Raw genomic sequence first — 20,425 nt, 5'->3', positions numbered from 1 at the left:
CTCAGTCGGTCCACTTCCACTGCGCCGGGTGGAAGTTGGCCAGCGAATCCTGCGAGAAGCCGCCGAGACCGTTCTTCATCACCGAGATCTGGTAGTCGGGCTCCGGCAGCCAGATGACGGGCAGGTCCTTCGCCAGCGCCGCGCTGTAGTCCCGCACGGCCTGCGACGACTTCGACGTCGTGGACGCGGTGATCAGCCGGTCGACGTCCGGGTTGGAGTAGTTGCCGAAGTTCGAACCGCCCTTGGTCTGGAAGAGCGAGTCGCCGGTCGGGAAGGCACCGAAGTACCAGCTGCCGGCCGTGCCGAAGAACGAGAGCTGCCACTTGCAGATCGACTGGCTCGCGGTGCACTGAGGCGTCTGGGACAGCACCGAGTTGACGGGCGCGGTCCTGATCGAGAACGTGATGCCGGTCTTCTCCAGCGAGGACTGGATCGCGCTCATCATGTTGTCGGTCACGGTCGAACCGGACTGCGACAGGACCTGCATCCGGAACTTGGTGCCCTTCGCGACCCCTTCACCGCACTGCGAGGAGCCACTGCCCGCGTCGGTGCAGACCATGACTCCGCCCTGTTCCTTCCAGCCGTGGTCGGTCAACAGCGCCTTGGCCGCGGAGGTGGAGAACGGGTACGGGTTCTTCTTCTGGGCGGGAGAGACGAAGTCGGACGACTGCGCCTGCGGGACCGGGCCGTAGCCGGGCACTGCGGTGCCGTTGAAGATGACCTTCGCCAGGCTGCTCTGGTCGATCGACCGCTGCACCGCCTCGCGGGCGTAGAGCTGCTTGAACACCGCCCCCATGGCCGGGTTGTTGAAGTTGTACGGCATGTACGTGATCGCCCAGCCGCTCCACGGCTTCACGGTGTATCCCTGCGCGGTGAACCGGTCCTTCTGGTCCAGGTCGGTCGCCTCGATGTAGCCGTAGTCGACGCTCCCGGAACGCAGTGCGTTCTTCTCGGCGTCCGCCGTCGTGAACGGGAGGAGGTTCACGGTTGCGATGTTCGCCTTCTCCTCGCCGTCGTACTTCTTGTTGGCGGCGAGCACGACGCGTCCGGACGTCGAGAACGACTTGACCGAGTAGGGGCCGCTGATGGTCTTCCACAGCGGGTCCTTCGCGTACCCGGAGATGTTCTTCGCGGCGGAGTTGAGGTACGTCCACACCTGCTTCGCGCCCGCGGTGGTCCGGTCGGCGTCCGACACGGCGGCCGACGCGCCGGTCTTGTCCCAGGCGTGCTGCGGCAGCGGATGGATCTCGTTCAATTCGTTGGCGAGCATCCACTGCGGGTTGTAGGCCTTGTCGAACGTGATGGTGAAGTGGCGTTCGTCGACCGTCTTGAACGAGGTCCAGTTGTCCGGGGCCTTACCGGGGTTGTAGCCGGCCCACTGGTCCTTGTTCGCCTTGATCAGGTTGAACCAGAACTCGACATCGCGCGCGGTGATGGGCTTTCCGTCGCTCCAACTGCGGTCGCCCAGGGTGATCTTGACGCTCTTGCCATCGGCGGCGAAGTCGGCAGCGGTGGCTATGGACGCCTGCTTGTTCCAGGCGATCTTGCCGGTCGAACCGTCGTACGCGACGAGCCGCTCCCACAGGCTGTCGGCAATGGAGATGTTGTTGGTGTTGAGGTGCGCCGCGGTACCGATCGGCAGGATCCAGTTCGGGGTGAAGTTCGCGGGCAGCGCGTAGTCGATGGAGTCGCGTGAGCCGGACGACGTGTCGCTCGTCCCGGAGCAGCCCGCGAGCAGCAGCGCGCTCGCCGAGGCAGCGGAACCGGCGACGAGCGCCAGACGGCGCGGACGGCGGCGGTCCGCCGTGCGAGCAGGGGAGGACATGGTTCTCCTCAGGTCGGGAGTCGGGGGTTGAGGAATCGGAACGAGGGACGGGCGTCGAAGCATCGGCGCGTGGCGGAGTCAGTCAACGGCCCGACTGTTCGAAGAAACAGACGGCTCCTTGTAAAAAGTCTGTTACTGCCGTTCTGCAAAAAGTGGAGTCGGGTCTGCTGGATGCCCGCGCTATGGCCTTTCGCGGGTATTTATCCGCACCGTGCATCACGGATTGCGCGCGGTGCCACGGCTACCCGGGGCCGGTTTATGGACGTACGCTCAACGCCTCGACCCCACAGCGGAAGTTACTTCGTCCATGGCTGAAAAAAGTGTGCCGCACCGGCGAGGTGCTACGGGCGTCTCCTCCCTGGCCGAGCGCGTCCTCGAACTCCTCGCCTCCGGGCAGGCGACCACGCGCACCGAACTCGCCGCCCTGCTCGGTGCCGCACCGTCGACGATCTCGCTGACGGTGAGTCAACTCATGGCTCATGGACTGGTCGCGGAGCAGGGCACGCGCTCCTCCACCGGCGGGCGGCCGCGCAAGGTCCTCCGCCTGGGCGGCAGTGACGGGTTCGCCGTCGCGGCCGAAGTCGGCGGCCGGCACGCGCATGTCGGGGTCGTACTGCCGGGCGGCGGGCTCACCGACGTGTCGACCGTGCCGTTCGCGACGGCGGACGGACCCGAGGCCGCCCTGCCCGGGCTCGCCCGGACCCTGGAAGCGCTCGCCGAGCGGCACGGCCGGGAACAGCTCCGGGGCGTCGGCCTCTGTCTCCCGGGGCCGGTGGACGTCGAGTCGGGCCTGGTGACGCTCCCGGCACGGATGCCCGGCTGGAACCGCTTCCCGGTCAGGACCTGGCTGGAGGAACGGTTCGGTGTCCCCGCCGCGATCGAGAACGACGCCAACTGCATGGCAGTCGGCGAACACAGCGTCCAGCCCGCCGAACGGCGCCAGTCGATCATGGTGAAGACGGGCTCCGGCATCGGCGCCGGCGTCATCGCCGACGGAAGGCTGTACCGGGGCGGGACCGGGGCCGCCGGCGAGATCACCCACGTACGGGTCGAAGCGGGCGACACCCCGTGCTCCTGCGGCAACACCGGCTGTCTGGAGACCGTCGCCTCGGGCGCCGCGCTGGTACGGATCCTGCGCGAGCGGGGCGTGGACGTCGCGTCGGTCGAGGACGTCGTACGCCTCGCCTCCGACGCGGACCCGGAGGCCACCCGGGCCGTCCGCCAGGCCGGCCGCTACCTGGGCATGGTGCTGGCCGCGAACGTCAACTTCTTCAACCCCGACGCCGTGTACCTCGGGGGCATGCTCTCCACGCTCGAACCCTTCGTCGCCGCCGTGCGCAGCCAGCTGTACGAGGGCTGCCATCCGCTGGTGACCAGGCACCTGGTGATCGAGCGGGCCAGCCTGGGCGCGGACGCGGGGCTCGTCGGCGCGGGCCAGTTCGCGCTCCAACGGGCGCTGGCCCGCGCCCTCCAGTCCATCACCGGGACCGACGCCGCCCGGCACCCCGTACCGCACCAGAGCGTCGTGCGCACCGACGTCTGACCCCGACCACCGCGCGAGGAGCCATGTCAGCACCCCGAACAGCCGTCGCCCGCCCTGTCATTGCCGTCGCCGGCCTCGGCATCGAGTCTTCGACGTTCTCCCCGGCGAGGACCGAGGCCCCCGCCTTCCATCCGACGCGTGGCGCGGACGTCCTGACGCGCTACCCGTTCCTCGCGCCGGGAACACCGCTGCGTGGCGCCGCCGACTGGCGCGGTGCCCTGGTCGGCAAGGCCCTGCCCGGCGGTACGGTGACCGCCGCCGCGTTCGCCGCACTCTCGGACGAGCTCATCGACCGACTCGACGCGATACCGCACCTCGACGGCCTCTGGTACGACATCCACGGCGCCATGACGGTGGAGGGCATCGACGACGCCGAGGCCCTCCTGCTGGCCCGCATCCGCGAGACCGTCGGCCCGGACGTGATCGTCTCCACCTCGATGGACCTGCACGGCAACGTCTCACGCGAACTCGCGCACCTCAGCGACCTGATCACCTGCTACCGCATGGCCCCGCACGAGGACGCCCTGGATACGAAGGAGCGCGCCGCCCGCAACCTCGCGGACCTCCTCACCACCGGTGCTGCCCGCCCCTTCAAGGCCTGGGTCCCGGTGCCCGTGCTGCTCGCCGGCGAGCAGACCTCGACCCGGATCGAACCCGGGAAGAGCGTCTACGCGGCGGTGGAGGAGGTGGCGGCGGCGGACGGTGTCATCGACGCCGCGATCTGGGTCGGCTACGCCTGGGCGGACGAACCGCGCAACCGCGCCGCGGTCGTCGTCACCGGACCGTCCGAGACGGCCGTCGCCGCGGGAGCCGAACGCCTGGCGCGCGGCTTCTGGGAGGCACGCCGCGCGTTCGAGTTCGTCGCGCCGACCGGTTCGCTGGACGACTGCCTGGACGAGGCACTGGGCTCGGCCGCCCGGCCCTACTTCATCAGCGACACGGGCGACAACCCGACGGCGGGCGGCGCGGGCGACGTCACCTGGAGCCTCGAACGGGTCCTCGCCCGCCCGGAGTTCCGGGATCCGTCCGGCCCGACGGTCATCTACGCCTCCGTGCCCGGGCCGGCGGCGGTCGAGGCCGCGGAGAAGGCGGGCATCGGCGCGACCGTGACGGTCACGGCCGGTGCGGAGGTCGACGACCGGCACGCCGGGCCGCTCACCATGACGGGTGTCGTCCACGCCGTCCGGCACGGCGACCGCGACGCCGAGACCGAGGTCGTGCTGCGCGTCGGCAGCGTGTACGTGATCCTCACCCGGCTCCGCAAGCCCTACCACCACGAACACGACTTCACCGACCTGGCGCTCGACCCGCGCGGGGCCTGCCTCGTCATCGTCAAGATCGGCTACCTCGAACCGGAACTGTTCGACATGTCCGTCGGCTGGAAGATGGCCCTCACGCCCGGCGGCGTCGACCAGAACCTCGTACGCCTCGGCCACCGCCGTATTCGCCGCCCGATGTTCCCCTTCGACCCGGAGATGGCCGAACCGGATCTGGGGGCGCGGATCATCGCGCCCTCGGACGAGCCGCTCCGCGGGGCCGACGAGTAGGGCGGCCACGGCGAGGGCACGCATCCCGTTCTGGTTGGCTTCCGGAGTCGCCCTCGCCAGTGCGTGAGCCGAACCCTGCGGAGCATCCGGGTCCTCTTCCGCTGCTACGCCGGTTCCTGGCCGGAGCGCGAAAGTGTGCCAACAGCCTGATCAAGGCTGCCGGTTGCGGTTCCGCTGCACGAATGCCCCGCCTGCAGAGGTGAGTTCGGATGGCCCGCGAGGAGTGTGCCTTGTCGACCACACCCGTATCCGCTGTCCCGTGATCACGAAAGGATCCGCTGGACAGGCCCTGAGCGCGGCCGGCCGACAGTGCGAGGACGCCCAGGGGCTGCCGGTGCGGGCAGCCCGGAGAACTCCCGTCATCACAGGTCAGGCGCGTCTTCGTCATCAGGGCACCCGCAGACGTTTACCGGTCCGTGGATCCAGCTTCAAATCTTGAGCACAAATTACACACATCCCTCTCTTCAGACGGGCCCTGATGGTCTAGATTGACCGTGCTTCACATGCGGGGATACGAGCCGACAAATGATGATCTATAGGTCCATTGTTACGGACAGCCAGCAGCTGCGCCGTCGAGCCGGATGCGGGAGTGATCAATTCTTGGAGCCCGCGAGGGGGGCTTTGGGTGCGGGGAGCACCTGAGGTTTCGACGGGTTCCCGCGCACCTCGAGAATCTGGCAGGACTTGCGAGTCTGCTGCCGTCAGGGTGGGTTTTTGAAGTAGCGCTGAAATAGCCGGGATGTCATGCGCGGGGGGCGGGGGCCCCTAGGGGGATAAACAGTGTTGGGCGACCACGTCGAAATACTGGGGACCGGGGGGTTCTGTGCAACAGGGGGGATTAGTCGGCCCATTTCCATCGGCGCGCAGGCGTCTGACGGACGGGGTAATCAGTCGGCCGGCGAACGACTGGGAGCAGCGGTACCGCCGTACCGTGATCACCAGCGATACCGTGGCCACCGCCTTGGTGGTGGCAGGGATCGGCAACTTCTTCGGGGCCCGGGACGCGGCCAACTGGCACGAGAAGTGGGGAATTCTCGCCTTCGGCACCGAGCTGCTCGTGCTGGGAGCGCTTGCGGTGAGCCGGTCGTGGGCTCCGGCCGTGCTCGGCCAGGGTGCCGAGGAATTCCGCCGGCTCGGACGTGCGCTGTTCACGGCGACCGTCGTACTGGCACTCGGCGGGATCGCCCTCACCTCGCGCAACATCAAGCTCTGGATCTTCGTCGCGGTCCCCGCGATCGCTCTCGTCACCATGATCGCGCGGTATCTCCTCCGCCTCTCGCTGCACAGACAGCGGAAGGAAGGGCGATGTCTGAGACCGGTGCTCGCTGCCGGCAGCCCGGCCACCGTGCGCGACCTGATCACCCGAACCCGCAAGCTCCCGCACCTCGGCTGGCGGGTGGAGGCGGTGTGCACGCCGGACGGTCTCGGACTCGATGGTGACCAACTGGACGGAGTGCCGGTCGTCGGCCGACTGACGGACGTCGCCGGCCACGTCCACTGCGACGGCTACCGTGTCGTCGCGGTCACACCGGACCCGCACTGGTCACCGGATCGGCTGCAGCGGCTGGCCTGGAACCTCGAAGGCAGCGATGCCGAGATGGTCGTGGCCCCCGTACTGATGGAGGTGGCCGGCCCGCGGCTGCACGTCGACGCGGTGCTCGGGATCCCGCTGCTGCGAGTCAGCATGCCGACCTTCACCGGGGGACGCCGTGCGGTCAAAGGGGTAGTCGACCGGATGGGCGCAGCGGTCCTGCTGATGCTGTTCGCGCCGCTGATGGTGTTCGTCGGGCTGCTTGTGCTGGTGGACAGCCCTGGTGGGGCGTTCTACCACCAGCGCAGGGTCGGCAAGGACGGCCGCGAGTTCACCATTCTCAAGTTCCGCACCATGGTCGCCGGTGCTGACGGGGCACGTGCCGCCCTGGCCGACCGCAACGAGGGCGCAGGCCTGCTGTTCAAGCTCCGCCGGGATCCGCGGGTGACCCGGGTGGGAGCGGTACTGCGCCGGTACTCGATCGACGAGCTCCCGCAGCTTGTCAACGTGCTCACCGGATCGATGTCGCTCGTCGGTCCGCGGCCGCCGCTACCGAAGGAGTCCGCTGAGTACGGCCCTGACATCCGGCGGCGGCTGCTGGTCAAGCCCGGGCTCACCGGGCTGTGGCAGATCAGCGGACGCAGCGACCTGTCGTGGGAGGAGGCGGTCCGGCTGGACCTGCGGTACGTGGAGGACTGGTCGCTCGCCCTGGACACAGTGATCTTGTGGAAGACGCTGCGTGCGGTGGTCTACGGGCAGGGGGCCTACTGATGCGCGGGGATCGTCGTCCGGCCGGCACGCGGACCGCAGGCCGGAAGGGCCTGCCCAGGGGGAGGAACGCGTCATGAGGGTCAGCGTTTTCGGGCTCGGCTATGTGGGCTGTGTGTCGGCCGCGTGCTTGGCCAGCATGGGGCACGAGGTCATCGGGGTGGACGTGAACCAGGTGAAGGTCGACCTGGTCAACGACGGCAGGGCCCCGGTGGTCGAGGAGCGGATCGGCGAGCTCATCGCCGAGGTCGTGCGGACCGGAGCGTTACGCGCCACCGGGGACGTGCGTGAGGCGGTCATGGGCAGTGAGGTGTCGCTGATCTGCGTGGGTACACCGTCGGAGCCCAACGGCAGCCTGTGCACCACGTACTTGGAGCGGGTCACCGAGCAGATCGGCGCCGTGCTGGCCGAGCGGGGTGGGCGGCACACCGTCGTGTTCCGCAGCACCATGCTCCCGGGCACCTGCCTGAACCTGTTGGTACCCATCCTGGAGAAGTACGTCGGCGGCACGGCCGGGGTGGACATCGGGGTCGCGGTCAACCCGGAGTTCCTGCGCGAGGGCACGAGCGTGCAGGACTTCTTCGATCCGCCCAAGACCGTCATCGGCGAGCTCGACCCGGCAAGCGGGAACGCGGTGACGGCGCTGTACGAGGGCTTGCCCGGCGAGGTGTTCCGGGTGCCGGTCCCGACGGCCGAGGCGATCAAGTATGCGGACAACGCCTTCCACGGCCTCAAGATCGGCTTCGCGAACGAGCTGGGAGCGGTGTGCCAGGCGCTCGGGGTGGACTCGCACCAGGTGATGGATGTGTTCCTGGCCGACCGCAAGCTCAACATCAGCCCCGCCTACCTGCGGCCCGGCTTCGCCTTCGGTGGCTCCTGCCTGCCCAAGGACCTGCGCAGCCTGGTCCACGCGGCGCAGCGTGCCGACGTCTCGGTGCCCATCCTCGCCCACGTGCTGCCCTCCAACTCCGACCATCTGCAGCGCGCGGTGGAGCTGGTCGAGCGCACCGGCAAGCGCCGGGTGGGCCTGTTCGGGTTGTCCTTCAAACCCGGCACCGACGACCTCCGCGAGAGCCCGCTCGTAGAGCTGGCGGAGAGGCTCTTCGGCAAGGGGTACGACCTCAAGATCTACGACGCCAACGTGAGCCTTTCCCGGCTGATCGGCGCGAACCGCGAGTACATCGAGACCCGGCTGCCGCACCTCGCGCAGCTGCTCGCGGATTCAGTCGAGGAGGTGCTCGAGCATGCCGAGCTGTGCCTGGTCGGGACCAGAGATCCGGCCGTGCTGTCGGCGCTGCCCCATGGCGACGGCCCGATGATCGTCGACCTCATCCACCTTCCCGACGCCGAGACGCGCCGGACCGAACGGGGGTACATGGGCCTTGCCTGGTAACGCAATCAGCGACGACGGGTCGAACCGACGCGCGCTGATCCTGGTGGAGAACCTGTCGGTGCCGTTCGACCGACGGGTGTGGCAGGAGTGCACGACGCTGCGCGACGCAGGCTGGACGGTGCACGTCATCTGTCCCCGGGGAGAGAAGCGGGACACGGAATCGGAGGCGGAGATCGACGGGGTGCGGATCCACCGCTACCCGTTGCGCGCGGCCACCGGAGGACCGGCCGGCTACCTGCGGGAGTACGGATCGGCGTTGTGGCACACGGCCCGGCTGGCCCGCAAGGTCGGCCCGGTCGACGTGGTCCACGCCTGCAACCCGCCAGACCTGCTGTTCCTGCCGGCCCTTTGGCTGAAGCGGCGCGGGGCGCGGTTCGTCTTCGACCAGCACGACCTGGTACCCGAGCTGTACCTCTCCAGGTTCGACCGCGGCGAGGACCTGCTCTACCGGGCCGTGTGCGCGCTGGAACGCCTGACCTACCGGGCCGCGGACGTCGTGCTCGTCACGAACGAGAGCTACCGGGACGTCGCGATGCGCCGTGGCGGCCGACGGCCGGCGGACGTTTTCGTGGTGCGCAGCGCGCCCCAGGTCGACCGGTTCCAACCGGTGCCACCCGAGCCGGAGTTGAAGCGCGGCAAGCCTCATCTGCTGTGCTACCTCGGCGTCATGGGCCCGCAGGACGGCGTCGACTACGCCTTGCGGGCCCTCGCGAAGCTGCGCGACGAGTTCGGGCGGACCGACTGGCATGCGGTGTTCGTCGGCGCCGGCGACGCCTTCGACGCGATGGTGGAGCTGTCCCGGAGGCTCGGTCTCTCCGAGCAGGTGCAGTTCACCGGGCGCATTCCGGACGCCGACCTGGTGCGCTATCTGTCCACCGCGGACGTGTGCCTTTCCCCCGACCCGCGCAATCCGCTCAACGACGTGTCGACCATGAACAAAGTCCTGGAGTACATGGCGATGGGCCGACCGATCGTCTCGTTCGAACTGCAGGAGGCGCGCGTCTCCGCCGGCGACGCCGCCGTCTACGCGCCCGCCAACGACGAGGCCGAATTCGCCAAGCTCATCGCGCTGCTCCTTGACGATCCGGAGAAGCGGGCTGGGATGGGCAGGATCGGCCAGGAACGGATCAGCGGGCAGCTTTCCTGGCGGAACTCGCAAGCGTCGCTGCTCGCCGCCTACGCCGCTGCGTGCCGTGACCACACTCCGGTGTCGGCGAGCGGTCCGGTCCGCACAGGGAAGAGGCAGCGCCCTTGAGCGATGACACGATCCGCCTGGTCACGATCGGACGGATACTCCGTCGACGGTGGCGGCTTCTCGCCGTCCTCGCCGTGGTGGGCGCGCTCGTGGGCTATGGCGCATCGGTGGTGTTTCCGCCGCGGTACACGACCTCGGCATCGGTACTGCTGGCGGGGCAGTGGGACGAGCGCGAGTTGCTGACCCAGGTGGACATCGCGACCAGTTCGACGGTGGTCGACCACGCGGCCGCCAAGCTCGGCTGGACGGGCGTCAGCGGCACCGAGCTGCGGGATCGAGTGACCGCCAAGGCCGCCGACGGGAACATCATCAAGATCTCGGGCACGGCCGACACCCCGGAGCGCGCGCAGCAGCTCTCCGACCAGGTGGCCAAGGAATTCGTCAGTTTCGCCGCGCGGATCGCAGGCGGCAGCACCGACTCCGAAGCGGCTACGGGGCCCGAGGCTCTGCGGCAGCAGGTGCGGGAGACCAACCGCCGCATCACCGATCTGGCGAAGGCGGCCGATCCGGGGCAGACCGTGGAGAGCGTGCAGGCCCGCACCGCGCTCGAAGAGCTGCGGACCTCGCTGGAGGAAGCCATGACGAAGCTGGACCAGGCCGACCCGGCGACCACCAAGACCGGCATGGTCGTCATGGGTCCTGCGGCCCGGCCGACCGGCGAGGCGGCGCCGACGAGGACGCAGCTCATCGTCGCCGGGGCGCTGCTGTTCTTCCTGCTCGCGGTCATCGGTCATCTCGTCGTCGCACGCGTGAACCGCCGGCTGCGCACCGAACCGGAGATCGTTGCGGCGCTGGGCTCGGCGCTGCTGGGTACCGTCGAGGTGCCTGATGAACGGGGCGCGCACCGGCCAGAAGGCGGGGGCCCACGAGCCTGGAGCCGCCGGCTCCTTGGCGTCGACACCCGGTGGGACATACCGAGCCCGCAGAGGACCGGCGACGAGGCCGGTCGGCGGATCCGCTACCGGCGGGTGTGCGCTCGCCTCCGTGACCAGCTTTCGGCCCCCCGGCGGCTGCTGGTTGTCGTACCGGACGGCGATGAGATCGCCCGCCGGGCCGCCGGGCAGCTCGTGGCCGAGGCCAAGAGCGATCCGCTGCTGCGGGTGGTGGAGGTTTCGGTGGACCGGCCGATAGTGCCGGACCGCGACACCGAGTCCGGCGCTCTGGTCCTCCTCAGCGCGGGCAGCTGGACCGCAGAGGAGCTCGCCGGTATCGCCGAGGCGTGTGCGGACGGCAGGCATGAGGTGGTCGGCGTCGTTGTCGCCGGTACGGTCCGGGCCGGTCCGACGCGGTCTGCCGGCCATTCTTCGGATGAACCCACTCCCGCCCTCGCGGTTCGCGGCCACGCGACGGGAGGTTCGGTGTGACGACGAGTGCGACTTCGGAGTCGTCTGCAGCCACTCCGCTGTTTGACCTGCAGGCACTGGTGGTGGCGGTGCGCAGGCGCCGCCGCCTCTGGTGCGCCATGGCGCTGATGGGACTGTTGGCCGGTGCGGTGGTGGCGGTCCTGCTGCCGCCGCCGCCGAGCGCGGTGACCAAGGTTCTGGTCGCGCACGCGGAGGACCAGCCGAACGACACCGGAACGCTGATCCGCACCGACGTCCAGCTGCTGGGGACCACGCGGATCGCAGAGCTGGCCCTACGGTCCCTCAAGTCCCCGGAAAAACCGGAAGACTTCCTCCAGGACTACCGGGGCACCGGCCTGACCAACAACCTGCTGCAGATCGATGTGACGGGTGACAGCGAGGCGGATGCGGTGGCACGGGCCAAGGCGCTGGCCGATGCGTTCGTCGCGGACCACGTGAGACGAATGCAGGAAGCTGCGAAGGCCGAGGCCAAGGCTCTGAGCGACCAGCGTGACCGCATGATGGACGAACTCGCCCAGGTCAACAAGGAGATCGGGGGCAGATCGCCGGAGAGCGACCCGACGGCGTCGGCGAGCGTCGAGTCGCTCTTCGCCCGCCGGGCGGAGCTCAACTCGCGGATCGCCGATTTCGACCAGCGCGCCGAGGAGGCGCGCACCGGCACGCCCAAGGTCATTGCCGGTACGCAGATCGTGGACGCCCCGCGCGCGGTGCAGCACTCCCTGCCCAGGGCCGCTGTCACCGACTCCGCGATCGGGCTCGTCCTCGGGCTCGTCCTCGGACTCGCGGTGGCCGCGGTCGGCACGGTGGTGGCCGACCGCCCCGTGCTTCGCCGGGATGTCGCGGCGAACCTGGGCGCCTCGGTCATCGCGGAGCTGCCCCGCCGGTCGGGCAGGCGGTGGCAGCGCCGACGGACCCGGGCGGCACACGAACGGCTCACCGCGACCCTGGCCCGCACCGTGCGAGGCTCCGCGGAACCCGTGTCGCTGCTGGAACTCGGCGCTGCGCGCAGCGCGAGCGTGATCACCCTGGACCTCGCCAGAGCGTTGGCGGCGGACGGGCCGGTGGTCGTCATCGACGGGTTGCCCGGCCTGCAGCTCGCAGGCCGCAGCCCGAAGCCAGGAGATCCCACCGTGGTCAGCGGCGAGCGTGCCGCGGCCCTGTCGCATCAGGAGCGCCGACTCGGCGTCGGCTCGGTGGCGCCCGGCACGGCGTGGACCGACCTCCAGTACCTCGGCACCGAGACCGTGCTTGTCGTGCGTGCCGGGCACGGCAGTGCCGCATGGCTGCACACCGTGGCGCGGCAGCTCGCGGACCAGTGCATTCCGGTGATCGGTGTGGTGCTGATCGACCCCGATCCGCGTGACCGGACCGACGGCACGCTGTGGGACGGGCTGCACACCGCGCTGCGCGGCCGGAACGAGATGGCGGCCCGGCGGAACGGGACGGGTCAACAGCGAACGGAGCGGCTGCCGGTGTGGGCCGCACGGGGCCCGGACAACGACCAGGAAGCGCGGTAGGACATGTGTGGCATCGCAGGCACTTACCGATGGCCGGACGGGAAGGTCGTGACCGACCGGCTCACCGATACCCTCGCCCACCGCGGTCCGGACGGGGCGGGCCGGTACGGCCACCCAGTCGGTGACGGCGAAGTGCACCTCGGGCACCGCCGGCTGGCCATCATCGACCTGTCCGAGACCGGCGCCCAGCCGATGGTCTCGGGCGGCCTCGCCCTTACCTACAACGGCGAGCTGTACAACGCACCCGAGCTGCGTGCCGAACTGGCAGCCGCCGGGGTGCGCTTCCGCGGTACCTCCGACACCGAGGTGCTGCTCGAGGCGTGGCGGCGCTGGGGCACCGACTGCCTGCCCCGGCTGCGCGGCATGTTCGCGTTCGGGATCTTCGACGAGCGAACCGGTGAACTGGTGCTCGCCCGCGACCAGCTCGGCATCAAGCCGCTGTTCCTGCTCCGGCGTGGTGCGGGCCTGGTGTTCGCCTCCGAGCTCAAGGCGCTCGCCGCCGCGACCGGCGAAACGCTGCAGGTGGACCATGCGGCGCTGGTGGCCTCGCTGCTGTACTACTGGGTGCCGGACTCACGGTGCGCGTTCCGCGAAGCGGAGAAGCTGCCGCCGGGGAGCTGGCTCCGGTGCCGGCCCGACGGCCGGGTGGAGCGCGGCCGGTACTGGAACCTGAAGGACGTCGCCGCCGAGGGCCAGGAGCGTGCCCGCAGCGGCGAGCAGCCGGACCTGGCCGCCATCGTCGAGGAGTCGACCCGGCGCCACCTGCTCTCCGACGTACCCGTGGCGACCTTCCTCTCCGGCGGTCTCGACTCCAGCTACCTGACCGCGCTGGCGGCCCGCGACCGACCCGGGATCTCCGCTTACACGATCGGGTTCCGCGCCGAGGACGCCAAGTTCGAGGCGATGCCGGACGATCTGCGCTACGCCCGGCAAGTGGCCGAGCGGTTCGGCATCGACCTGCATGAGATCGAGATCGCCCCGAACGTGCTCGACCTGCTGCCGCAGATGACGTACCACCTGGACGAGCCGATCGGTGACCCCGCTGCGATCAACACGTTCCTGATCTGCTCGGCCGCCCGGGAGGCCGGGGTCAAGGTGATGCTCTCGGGGATGGGCGCCGATGAGCTGTTCGCCGGTTACCGCAAGCACCTGGCCAACTTGCTTGCGCTGCGCTACCAGCGCATCCCGCGGCCCCTGCGGCGCGGGGTGTCCAGGGCCGTCGACCGGCTGCCGGTCGCCACGGCCCGCCGCGGGTACCGGTCGGTGCGCTTCGCGAAGCGGTTTCTCTCCTTCGCCGACCTGCCGGAGGAGACCGCGTTCCGGCGCAGCTACACCATGTACGACCAGGACGAGCTGCTCGCCCTGGTCGATCCGGACCTGGCCGGGACGGTCGAGGACGTGCTGACCGAGCATGCGGACATATACCAGGACAACGACCTCGACGACTTCGTCAACCGCATGTGCCTGGGCGACGCCCGGATGTTCCTGCCGGGCCTGAACCTCGCCTACACGGACCGGTCGAGCATGGCCGCCTCGACCGAGGTGCGGGTGCCGTACGTGGACGTCGAGGTGGTCAAGGCGGCGTTCGCCGTGCCCGGCGACCGCAAGATCGTCGGACGACAGGGCAAGGCCGTCCTCAAGGAGGCGGCCGCCTCGATCCTGCCCCGGGAGATTGTGTACCGGCCGAAGGGCCTGTTCAGCGCCCCGCTGCGCGCCTGGATGAGCCGGGATCTGGCACCCCTGGTGCGCGAGGTGGTCAACGACGGTGTGCTCGTCAACTCCGGGCTCCTGCGCCGCGACGCGCTGGCGCGCATGGTCGCCGAGGACGCCGCCGGGCAGCGGGACTTCTCCAAGCATCTGTGGCATGTGCTGACGCTCGAGTACTGGTATCGCGACGCGACCTCTGGCTCCGGCCAGAGCCAAGCGGCTTGACGGCGTATAGACAAGAGGAGCTCGGGTGAAACAGGTTGTTCAGAACTACAAGAGTGGCGAGCTGGCGGTGCTCGACGTGCCGGTGCCGGGATGCAAGCCGGGCGGTGTGCTGGTCCGCACCGCCTACTCGCTGATATCCACCGGGACCGAGCTCATGAAGGTGTCCGAGGCCGGGATGTCGATGCTGGGCAAGGCCCGCTCCCGGCCGGACCAGGTGGCCAAGGTCATGCAGAGCGTGGCCACCAACGGGGTGCCCGCCACGTACCGCAAGGTGATGGGCAAGCTGGACTCCTATACGCCGCTGGGCTACTCGCTGTGCGGGGTGGTCGAGCAGGTCGGCACCGGGATCGACGATGTGAAGGTCGGCGACCTCGTGTCCTGCGCCGGCAATGAGCACGCGTTGCACGCCGAGCTGAACTGGGTGCCGAAGAACCTCTACGCCCGGGTGCCGGACGGACTCGCGCCGCGGCACGCGGCCTTCGGCACCGTCGGGTCGATCGCGCTGCAGGGCGTCCGCCGCGGCGAGTCGCAGCTCGGGGACGTGGCGCTTGTCATCGGCCTGGGGCTGATCGGGCAGCTGGTGGTGCAGCTCCTCACCGCCTCGGGGGTCCGCGTCGTCGGGGTCGACCCCGATCCGGTGCGCTGCGAACTCGCCGAGCGCCTGGGCGCCGCGGCCTGCGGCGATCCCGCGTCCGCGGCCGTGGAGGCCGCCGTCGCCGAACTCACCGACGGTCACGGCGTGGACCAGGTGTACCTGGCCGCCGGCGGCGGCAGCAACCAGCCCGTCGAGCTGGCCGCCCGGCTCTGCCGGGACCGCGGCCGGGTCGTCGACATCGGCAAGTGCCGCCTGGACCTGCCGTGGAACGCGTACTACGAGAAGGAGCTCGACGTCCGGTTCTCGCGCAGTTACGGCCCCGGGCGCTACGACCCGGAGTACGAGCTCGAGGGGCGGGACTACCCGATCGGCTACGTGCGCTGGACCGAGCGCCGCAACCTGGCGTGCTTCCTCGATCTCCTCGCCCGCGGCCGCGTCGACGTGGAGCCCCTGGTCTCCCACGTCGCCGACTTCGACGACGCCGTCGAGACGTATCAGCGCCTGAAGGACGGCGAGTTGAAGGCCGTGGCCGTGCTGTTCCGGTACCCCGAGCAGAAAGAGGAAGCGGGGGAGGCGGAGGCCCCGGCGGTGACCGTGCCCGCGGTGAACAGGCGCAGCGGCGGAGCGTCCACCCCGGCCCGGTCTGCCAAGGCACCGGTGCGCCTTGCGTTCGTCGGCGCGGGAAACTACGCGACGTCGATGCTGCTGCCGCACCTGGCGCAGCGCGACGGCGTCACGTTGTCGACAGTCGTCACCACGACGGCGCTGTCCGCGGCCAACGCGAAACGGAAGTTCGGCTTCGCCGAGGCGACCACCGATCTCGACGCCGTGCTCGGCGACAAGTCCATCGACGCGGTGTTCGTCGTCACCCGGCACAGCTCGCACGCCGAACTGACCCGGAAGGCCCTGCTGGCCGGCAAGACGGTGTTCGTGGAGAAGCCCCTGGCCCTCACCGAGGACGAACTGGCCGGCGTGCTCGCGGCGGTGGAGGAGTCCGGCAACGACCGGCTGCAGGTGGGCTTCAACCGCCGGTTCGCGCCGCTGCTGCAGGAGGCCAGGAAGCGGTTCGGCGCCCGGACCGGTCCGGCGAGTCTGCGCTACCTGGTCAACGCGGGCCGGCTGCAGCACGGCAGCTGGTACCTCCATCAGGGCACCGAGGGCTCGCGGTTCGCCGGCGAGGGTGGACACTTCATCGACACGGTGAGCTGGCTGCTCGAGTCCGACCCCGTCTCGGTGTACGCGGTCGCCACGTCCGGCAACGAGGACCTGCAGGTCGTGCTGCGCTACCCGGACGGGTCCACCGCCACCATCAGCTATGTCACCACCGGCGCGGCCGGCTTCCCCAAGGAGACGCTGGACCTCGTCGCGGACGGCAAGGTGCTGAAACTCGACGACTTCGTCCGCGCCTCGGTGTACGACCGTAAGCGATGGACCAGTTCGCGGCTGCCCAAGGCCCGGGACAAGGGCCAGTCCGCCGAGTTGGCCGCGTTCATCAAGGCCGTGCGGACCGGCGGCCCGATGCCGGTGCCGTTGGAGTCGCTGGTCGCCACGACTTCGGCCACTCTCGCCGTGCAGGCCGGCCTGGCCGGCGGCGCGCCGATGACGTTGGCGAGGGCGCGATGACTGTGAGCTCGGGGAGTCCGGCCTGGTACCTGCGCCGGCTGTCCCGGATGGGACCGAGGGAGGTCGGCGGCCGGGCGGCCGACGCGGTGCGCAGGCGCCGGTGGCGGTCGGCGCGGCCGGACTGTCCGAGCGTGACCGGCGCCCGGTTTACTGCGGTACTGCCCGCCGGGACGATCGCCGCAATTCCTCCGGATGCCGCGAAACGTCTCATCGCCGAGGCGGACCGGCTGATGTGCGGGCACGCCGAGTACTTCGGGGTGGTCCGCGACGACCTGACCGACCCGGACTGGTGGTGCGACCCGAAGACCGGGCGCCGGGCTCCGTGGGGTTACGCCTTTGACGTCCCGTACCGGAACGAGGACGCGGTGGGGGACATCAAGCAGATATGGGAGCTGTCCCGGCATCAGTACCTCACCGTGCTCGCCGCCGCCTATGCGATCACCGGGGACGAGCGGTACGCCGAGCGGGTGGCCCAGCACCTGCGGTCCTGGTGGACGGCCAACCCACCGCTGCGCGGTGTGCATTGGATCAGCGGCATCGAGCTGGGCATCCGGCTGCTGTCCTGGGTGTGGATCCGCCGGCTGCTCGACGGCTGGCCGGGCGCGGCCGGGCTGTTCGAGGGCAACCCGGTGGCACTGAACCAGATTTGGCACCACCAGCGCTGGCTCGCCGCATTCCCCAGCCGGGGGTCCTCGGCCAACAACCACGTCATCGCCGAGGCCGCCGGGCAGTTCGCCGGGGCCTGCGCGTTTGGGTGGTTTCCCACCTCGGCACGTTGGAGAGCCGACGCGCTGCGGTCGCTGGAGCGACACCTGCGGGGCAACACCTTCGACTCCGGGCTCAACCGCGAGCTGGCCACCGAGTATCACGGACTGGTGCTGGAGCTCGGCCTGGCCGCGGTGGCCGAGGCCGATGCTGCCGCCGTGCCGGTCCCCGCGTCGATCCGACAGGTACTGCTGCGGATGACCGACGCACTCGCGGCCATCGTGGACAACCGGCTACGGCCGCCGCGTCAGGGGGACGCGGACGACGGGCGCGGTCTGGTCGTGGACGGCGCGGGCACCGACCGCTGGGCCTCGCTCCTTGCCACCGGGGGCGCCGTGTTCGGTCGGCTCGCCTGGTGGCCGGCGGTGGCCGGCACCGATGTGCGCACCCCGCTGCTGGCCGCGCTCATCCGGCCGTACGCGATGAATGGGACCGCACCGGCCGTGACCCGACCGGCAAGCCGACCGGCTCACTTCGCCGACGCGGGAATGACCATCCTGCGCGGTCCGGAGGAGATCTGGTGCCGCTGCGACGGTGGTCCGCACGGCTTCCTGTCCATCGCCGCGCACGCCCACGCCGACGCGCTGTCCGTGGAGGTCCGGCATGACGGGGTCGACGTGCTCGCCGACCCGGGGACGTTCTGCTACCACGGGCAACCCGGGTGGCGGCAGTACTTCCGCTCCACCCTCGGCCACAACACCCTGCAGCTGGACGGCAGCGACCAGTCCGTCTCCGGCGGCCCGTTCCTGTGGACCCGGCACGCCCGCAGTCGCGTCCTGGCCGCGGACACCTCCGACACCTCCGACGGGGGGATGGCCCGCTGGTGTGCTGAGCACGACGGCTACCAGCGCTCCGTGCACCGCCGCCGGGTGGAGCTGACGGCCGCGAGCCAGGAGCTGAGGGTGGTCGACGAGGTCCGCGACCAACACGGCCCGCGCCGGGCCGTGCGGCTGGCGTTCCACCTCGGCCCGGCGATCGCCGCGGACCTGGCGGACCACCGGGTCGTGCTCACCTGGATCCGGGACGGCGAGGAGCGATCCGCGGTGCTCGACCTGCCCGGGCAGCTGTCTTGGCGGGCGCATCGCGGTGAGACCGCCCCGCCGCTGGGCTGGTACTCCGCCGGCTTCGGGCGCAAGGAACCCACCATCACGCTGGTCGGCACCGGTTTCACCGGCGGCGTGGACGGGTTCACCACCGTGCTCAGGTTCCGCGGCCGGGGGGGCGCGTGGGGATGAAGAGGCGGCGCTGGGCGTTTGCGGCGGCACCACTGGCGCTGGCCCTGCTGGCAACCACCGGCTGTGAGAGCACGTCGGGAGCCAAGGCGGAGTCGAAGGCCGCGCCATCCGCGTCCGCGACGTCCGCAGCCCGATCCGTGGCCCGGGTGTGCGCCAACCCCGCGGCCGGGCCGGCTAAGGCACCGGCGGGCTCGGTGACGGTCGACCCAGAGGTGGTCGGCGACCTGGCAGCGAAGACCAAGAGCAACCCTCCGAACACCACGTTCTGGCTTCGACCGGGCAAGCACAGGCTCGATCCGGACCGCTACGCCCAGGTCATCCCCAAGAAGGGGGACCGCTACCTCGGTGCGCCGGGCGCCGTGCTCGACGGGCGGAAGAAGAACCAGTACGCGTTCGGCGGCAGCGCCCGCAACGTCACCATCCGCTACCTGACCGTGCAACGTTTCGTGGCGCCGCCCGACGAGGGTGTGGTCAACCATGACTCGGCCGACGGGTGGGTGATCGAACACGCGACGATCCAGCACAACGACGGTGCCGGGCTGATGGCCGGTGCCCGCCAGAAGGTCCGCGCCAGCTGCCTGCGTGAAAACGGTCAGTACGGCATGAACGCGTACAAGGCCAACGGCCGTATCAGCGGACTGGTGGTCGAAGGCAACGAGATCGTGGGCAACAACACCGGCGACTGGGAGCGGCGGCGGGAGGGCTGCGGCTGCACCGGAGGCATCAAGTTCTGGGCTGTCAACGGCGCCGACGTGCGCGGCAATTGGGTGCACGACAACCGCGGAACAGGGTTGTGGGCGGACACCAACAACAACGACTTCCGCATCGAGAACAACGTGCTCCAGGACAACGACGGTGCCGCGCTGATCTACGAGACCAGCTACAACGCGGTCATCCGGAACAACATGATCCGGCGGAACAACTGGGTCGAGGGTCGCAGGGAAGCCGACCGCGGCGACACCTTCCCGTTCGCGACCGTCTACCTGTCCGAGTCCGGCGGCGAACCACGGATCAAAGCCCGCACCGACAAGATCGAGATCTACCGGAACGTGCTGGAGAACAACTGGTCCGGGATCACCCTGTGGGAGAACGCCGACCGGTTCTGCAACAGCCCGGCCAACACCTCGTCCGGAGACTGCACCTTGCTGGTGCGGGACGCCGACCGCTGCGCGGAGCCGGCGATCGCCAAGCCACCGCTCTTCGCCGACTGCCGGTGGAAGACACAGCGGGTGGACATTCACGACAACCGCTTCGTGCTGGACAAGTCCGTCGTCAAGTGCACGGCGAAGTGCGACCGCATGGCGGTCCTTGCCAACTACGGCACCTATCCGGACTGGTCGCCGTACCAGGGCGAGCGGGTGGCCGAGGCGGTCACCACCAAGCAGCACAACCGCTGGCACGACAACGTCTATCTCGGACCATGGAAGTTCGTCGCACACGACCCGAGCCGGGTGCTCGACCTGGGGCAGTGGCAGGGCACGCCGTACCAGCAGGACGCGGGCAGCACCTTCCGCCCACAGGCCGGTGGTTGA

12 protein-coding genes are annotated in these 20,425 nt (G+C 69.9%); 11 read left to right on the top strand and 1 reads right to left on the bottom strand.

What is annotated here, in order from left to right; genetic code table 11:
- Position 1: 1 nt before the first annotated feature.
- Positions 2-1,825, bottom strand: a complete 1,824-nt coding sequence (locus ACFWM2_RS10605; RefSeq protein WP_383275928.1) for a peptide ABC transporter substrate-binding protein — start codon at positions 1,823-1,825, stop codon at positions 2-4.
- Positions 1,826-2,132: 307 nt separating this feature from the next.
- Between ACFWM2_RS10605 and ACFWM2_RS10600 the strand changes: the two genes are divergently transcribed.
- The 11 genes from ACFWM2_RS10600 to ACFWM2_RS10550 all read left to right on the top strand — a co-directional run bounded on the left by ACFWM2_RS10600 (position 2,133) and on the right by ACFWM2_RS10550 (position 20,425).
- A complete protein-coding gene (locus ACFWM2_RS10600) occupies positions 2,133-3,368 on the top strand; it encodes an ROK family protein (RefSeq protein ID WP_383275925.1) in 1,236 nt (411 codons plus the stop codon).
- Positions 3,369-3,391: 23 nt separating this feature from the next.
- Positions 3,392-4,915, top strand: coding sequence for a M81 family metallopeptidase (locus tag ACFWM2_RS10595; RefSeq protein WP_383275922.1), 1,524 nt, complete (start codon positions 3,392-3,394; stop codon positions 4,913-4,915).
- A gap of 823 nt (positions 4,916-5,738) precedes the next feature.
- Positions 5,739-7,217: a sugar transferase gene (locus ACFWM2_RS10590; protein WP_383275919.1), complete on the top strand. Its 1,479-nt coding sequence runs from the start codon at positions 5,739-5,741 to the stop codon at positions 7,215-7,217.
- A 73-nt stretch (positions 7,218-7,290) separates the two neighbouring features.
- Positions 7,291-8,607, top strand: a complete 1,317-nt coding sequence (locus ACFWM2_RS10585) for a nucleotide sugar dehydrogenase (protein WP_383275916.1) — start codon at positions 7,291-7,293, stop codon at positions 8,605-8,607.
- Positions 8,597-9,862, top strand: coding sequence for a glycosyltransferase family 4 protein (locus ACFWM2_RS10580; RefSeq protein WP_383275913.1), 1,266 nt, complete (start codon positions 8,597-8,599; stop codon positions 9,860-9,862). The genes ACFWM2_RS10585 and ACFWM2_RS10580 overlap by 11 nt, the downstream gene beginning before the upstream one ends.
- The gene (locus ACFWM2_RS10575) at positions 9,859-11,226 is read left to right on the top strand and encodes a Wzz/FepE/Etk N-terminal domain-containing protein (protein WP_383275910.1); all 1,368 of its coding nucleotides are present in this window, start codon (positions 9,859-9,861) and stop codon (positions 11,224-11,226) included. Before ACFWM2_RS10580 ends, ACFWM2_RS10575 begins: the two co-directional genes overlap by 4 nt.
- Complete coding sequence (locus ACFWM2_RS10570; RefSeq protein ID WP_383275908.1) at positions 11,223-12,743, top strand: Wzz/FepE/Etk N-terminal domain-containing protein; 1,521 nt, start codon at positions 11,223-11,225, stop codon at positions 12,741-12,743. The genes ACFWM2_RS10575 and ACFWM2_RS10570 overlap by 4 nt, the downstream gene beginning before the upstream one ends.
- A 3-nt stretch (positions 12,744-12,746) precedes the next feature.
- Complete coding sequence (asnB, locus tag ACFWM2_RS10565; RefSeq protein ID WP_383275905.1) at positions 12,747-14,675, top strand: asparagine synthase (glutamine-hydrolyzing); 1,929 nt, start codon at positions 12,747-12,749, stop codon at positions 14,673-14,675.
- Between the two features lie 25 nt (positions 14,676-14,700).
- Positions 14,701-16,893 carry a bi-domain-containing oxidoreductase gene (locus tag ACFWM2_RS10560; RefSeq protein ID WP_383275902.1) on the top strand — a complete coding sequence of 731 codons (2,193 nt, stop codon included), beginning with the start codon at positions 14,701-14,703 and terminating at the stop codon, positions 16,891-16,893.
- Positions 16,890-18,893, top strand: coding sequence for an alginate lyase family protein (locus tag ACFWM2_RS10555; RefSeq protein ID WP_383275900.1), 2,004 nt, complete (start codon positions 16,890-16,892; stop codon positions 18,891-18,893). Before ACFWM2_RS10560 ends, ACFWM2_RS10555 begins: the two co-directional genes overlap by 4 nt.
- Entirely contained in the window at positions 18,884-20,425 is a 1,542-nt protein-coding gene (locus tag ACFWM2_RS10550) for a right-handed parallel beta-helix repeat-containing protein (RefSeq protein ID WP_383275898.1), read from the top strand. Before ACFWM2_RS10555 ends, ACFWM2_RS10550 begins: the two co-directional genes overlap by 10 nt.

Source organism: Streptomyces sp. NPDC058371 (assembly GCF_042723265.1).
Lineage (GTDB): Bacteria > Actinomycetota > Actinomycetes > Streptomycetales > Streptomycetaceae > Streptomyces.
Note: the sequence above shows the minus strand (reverse complement) of the source record. Positions and strands in the feature narration are given on the sequence as shown.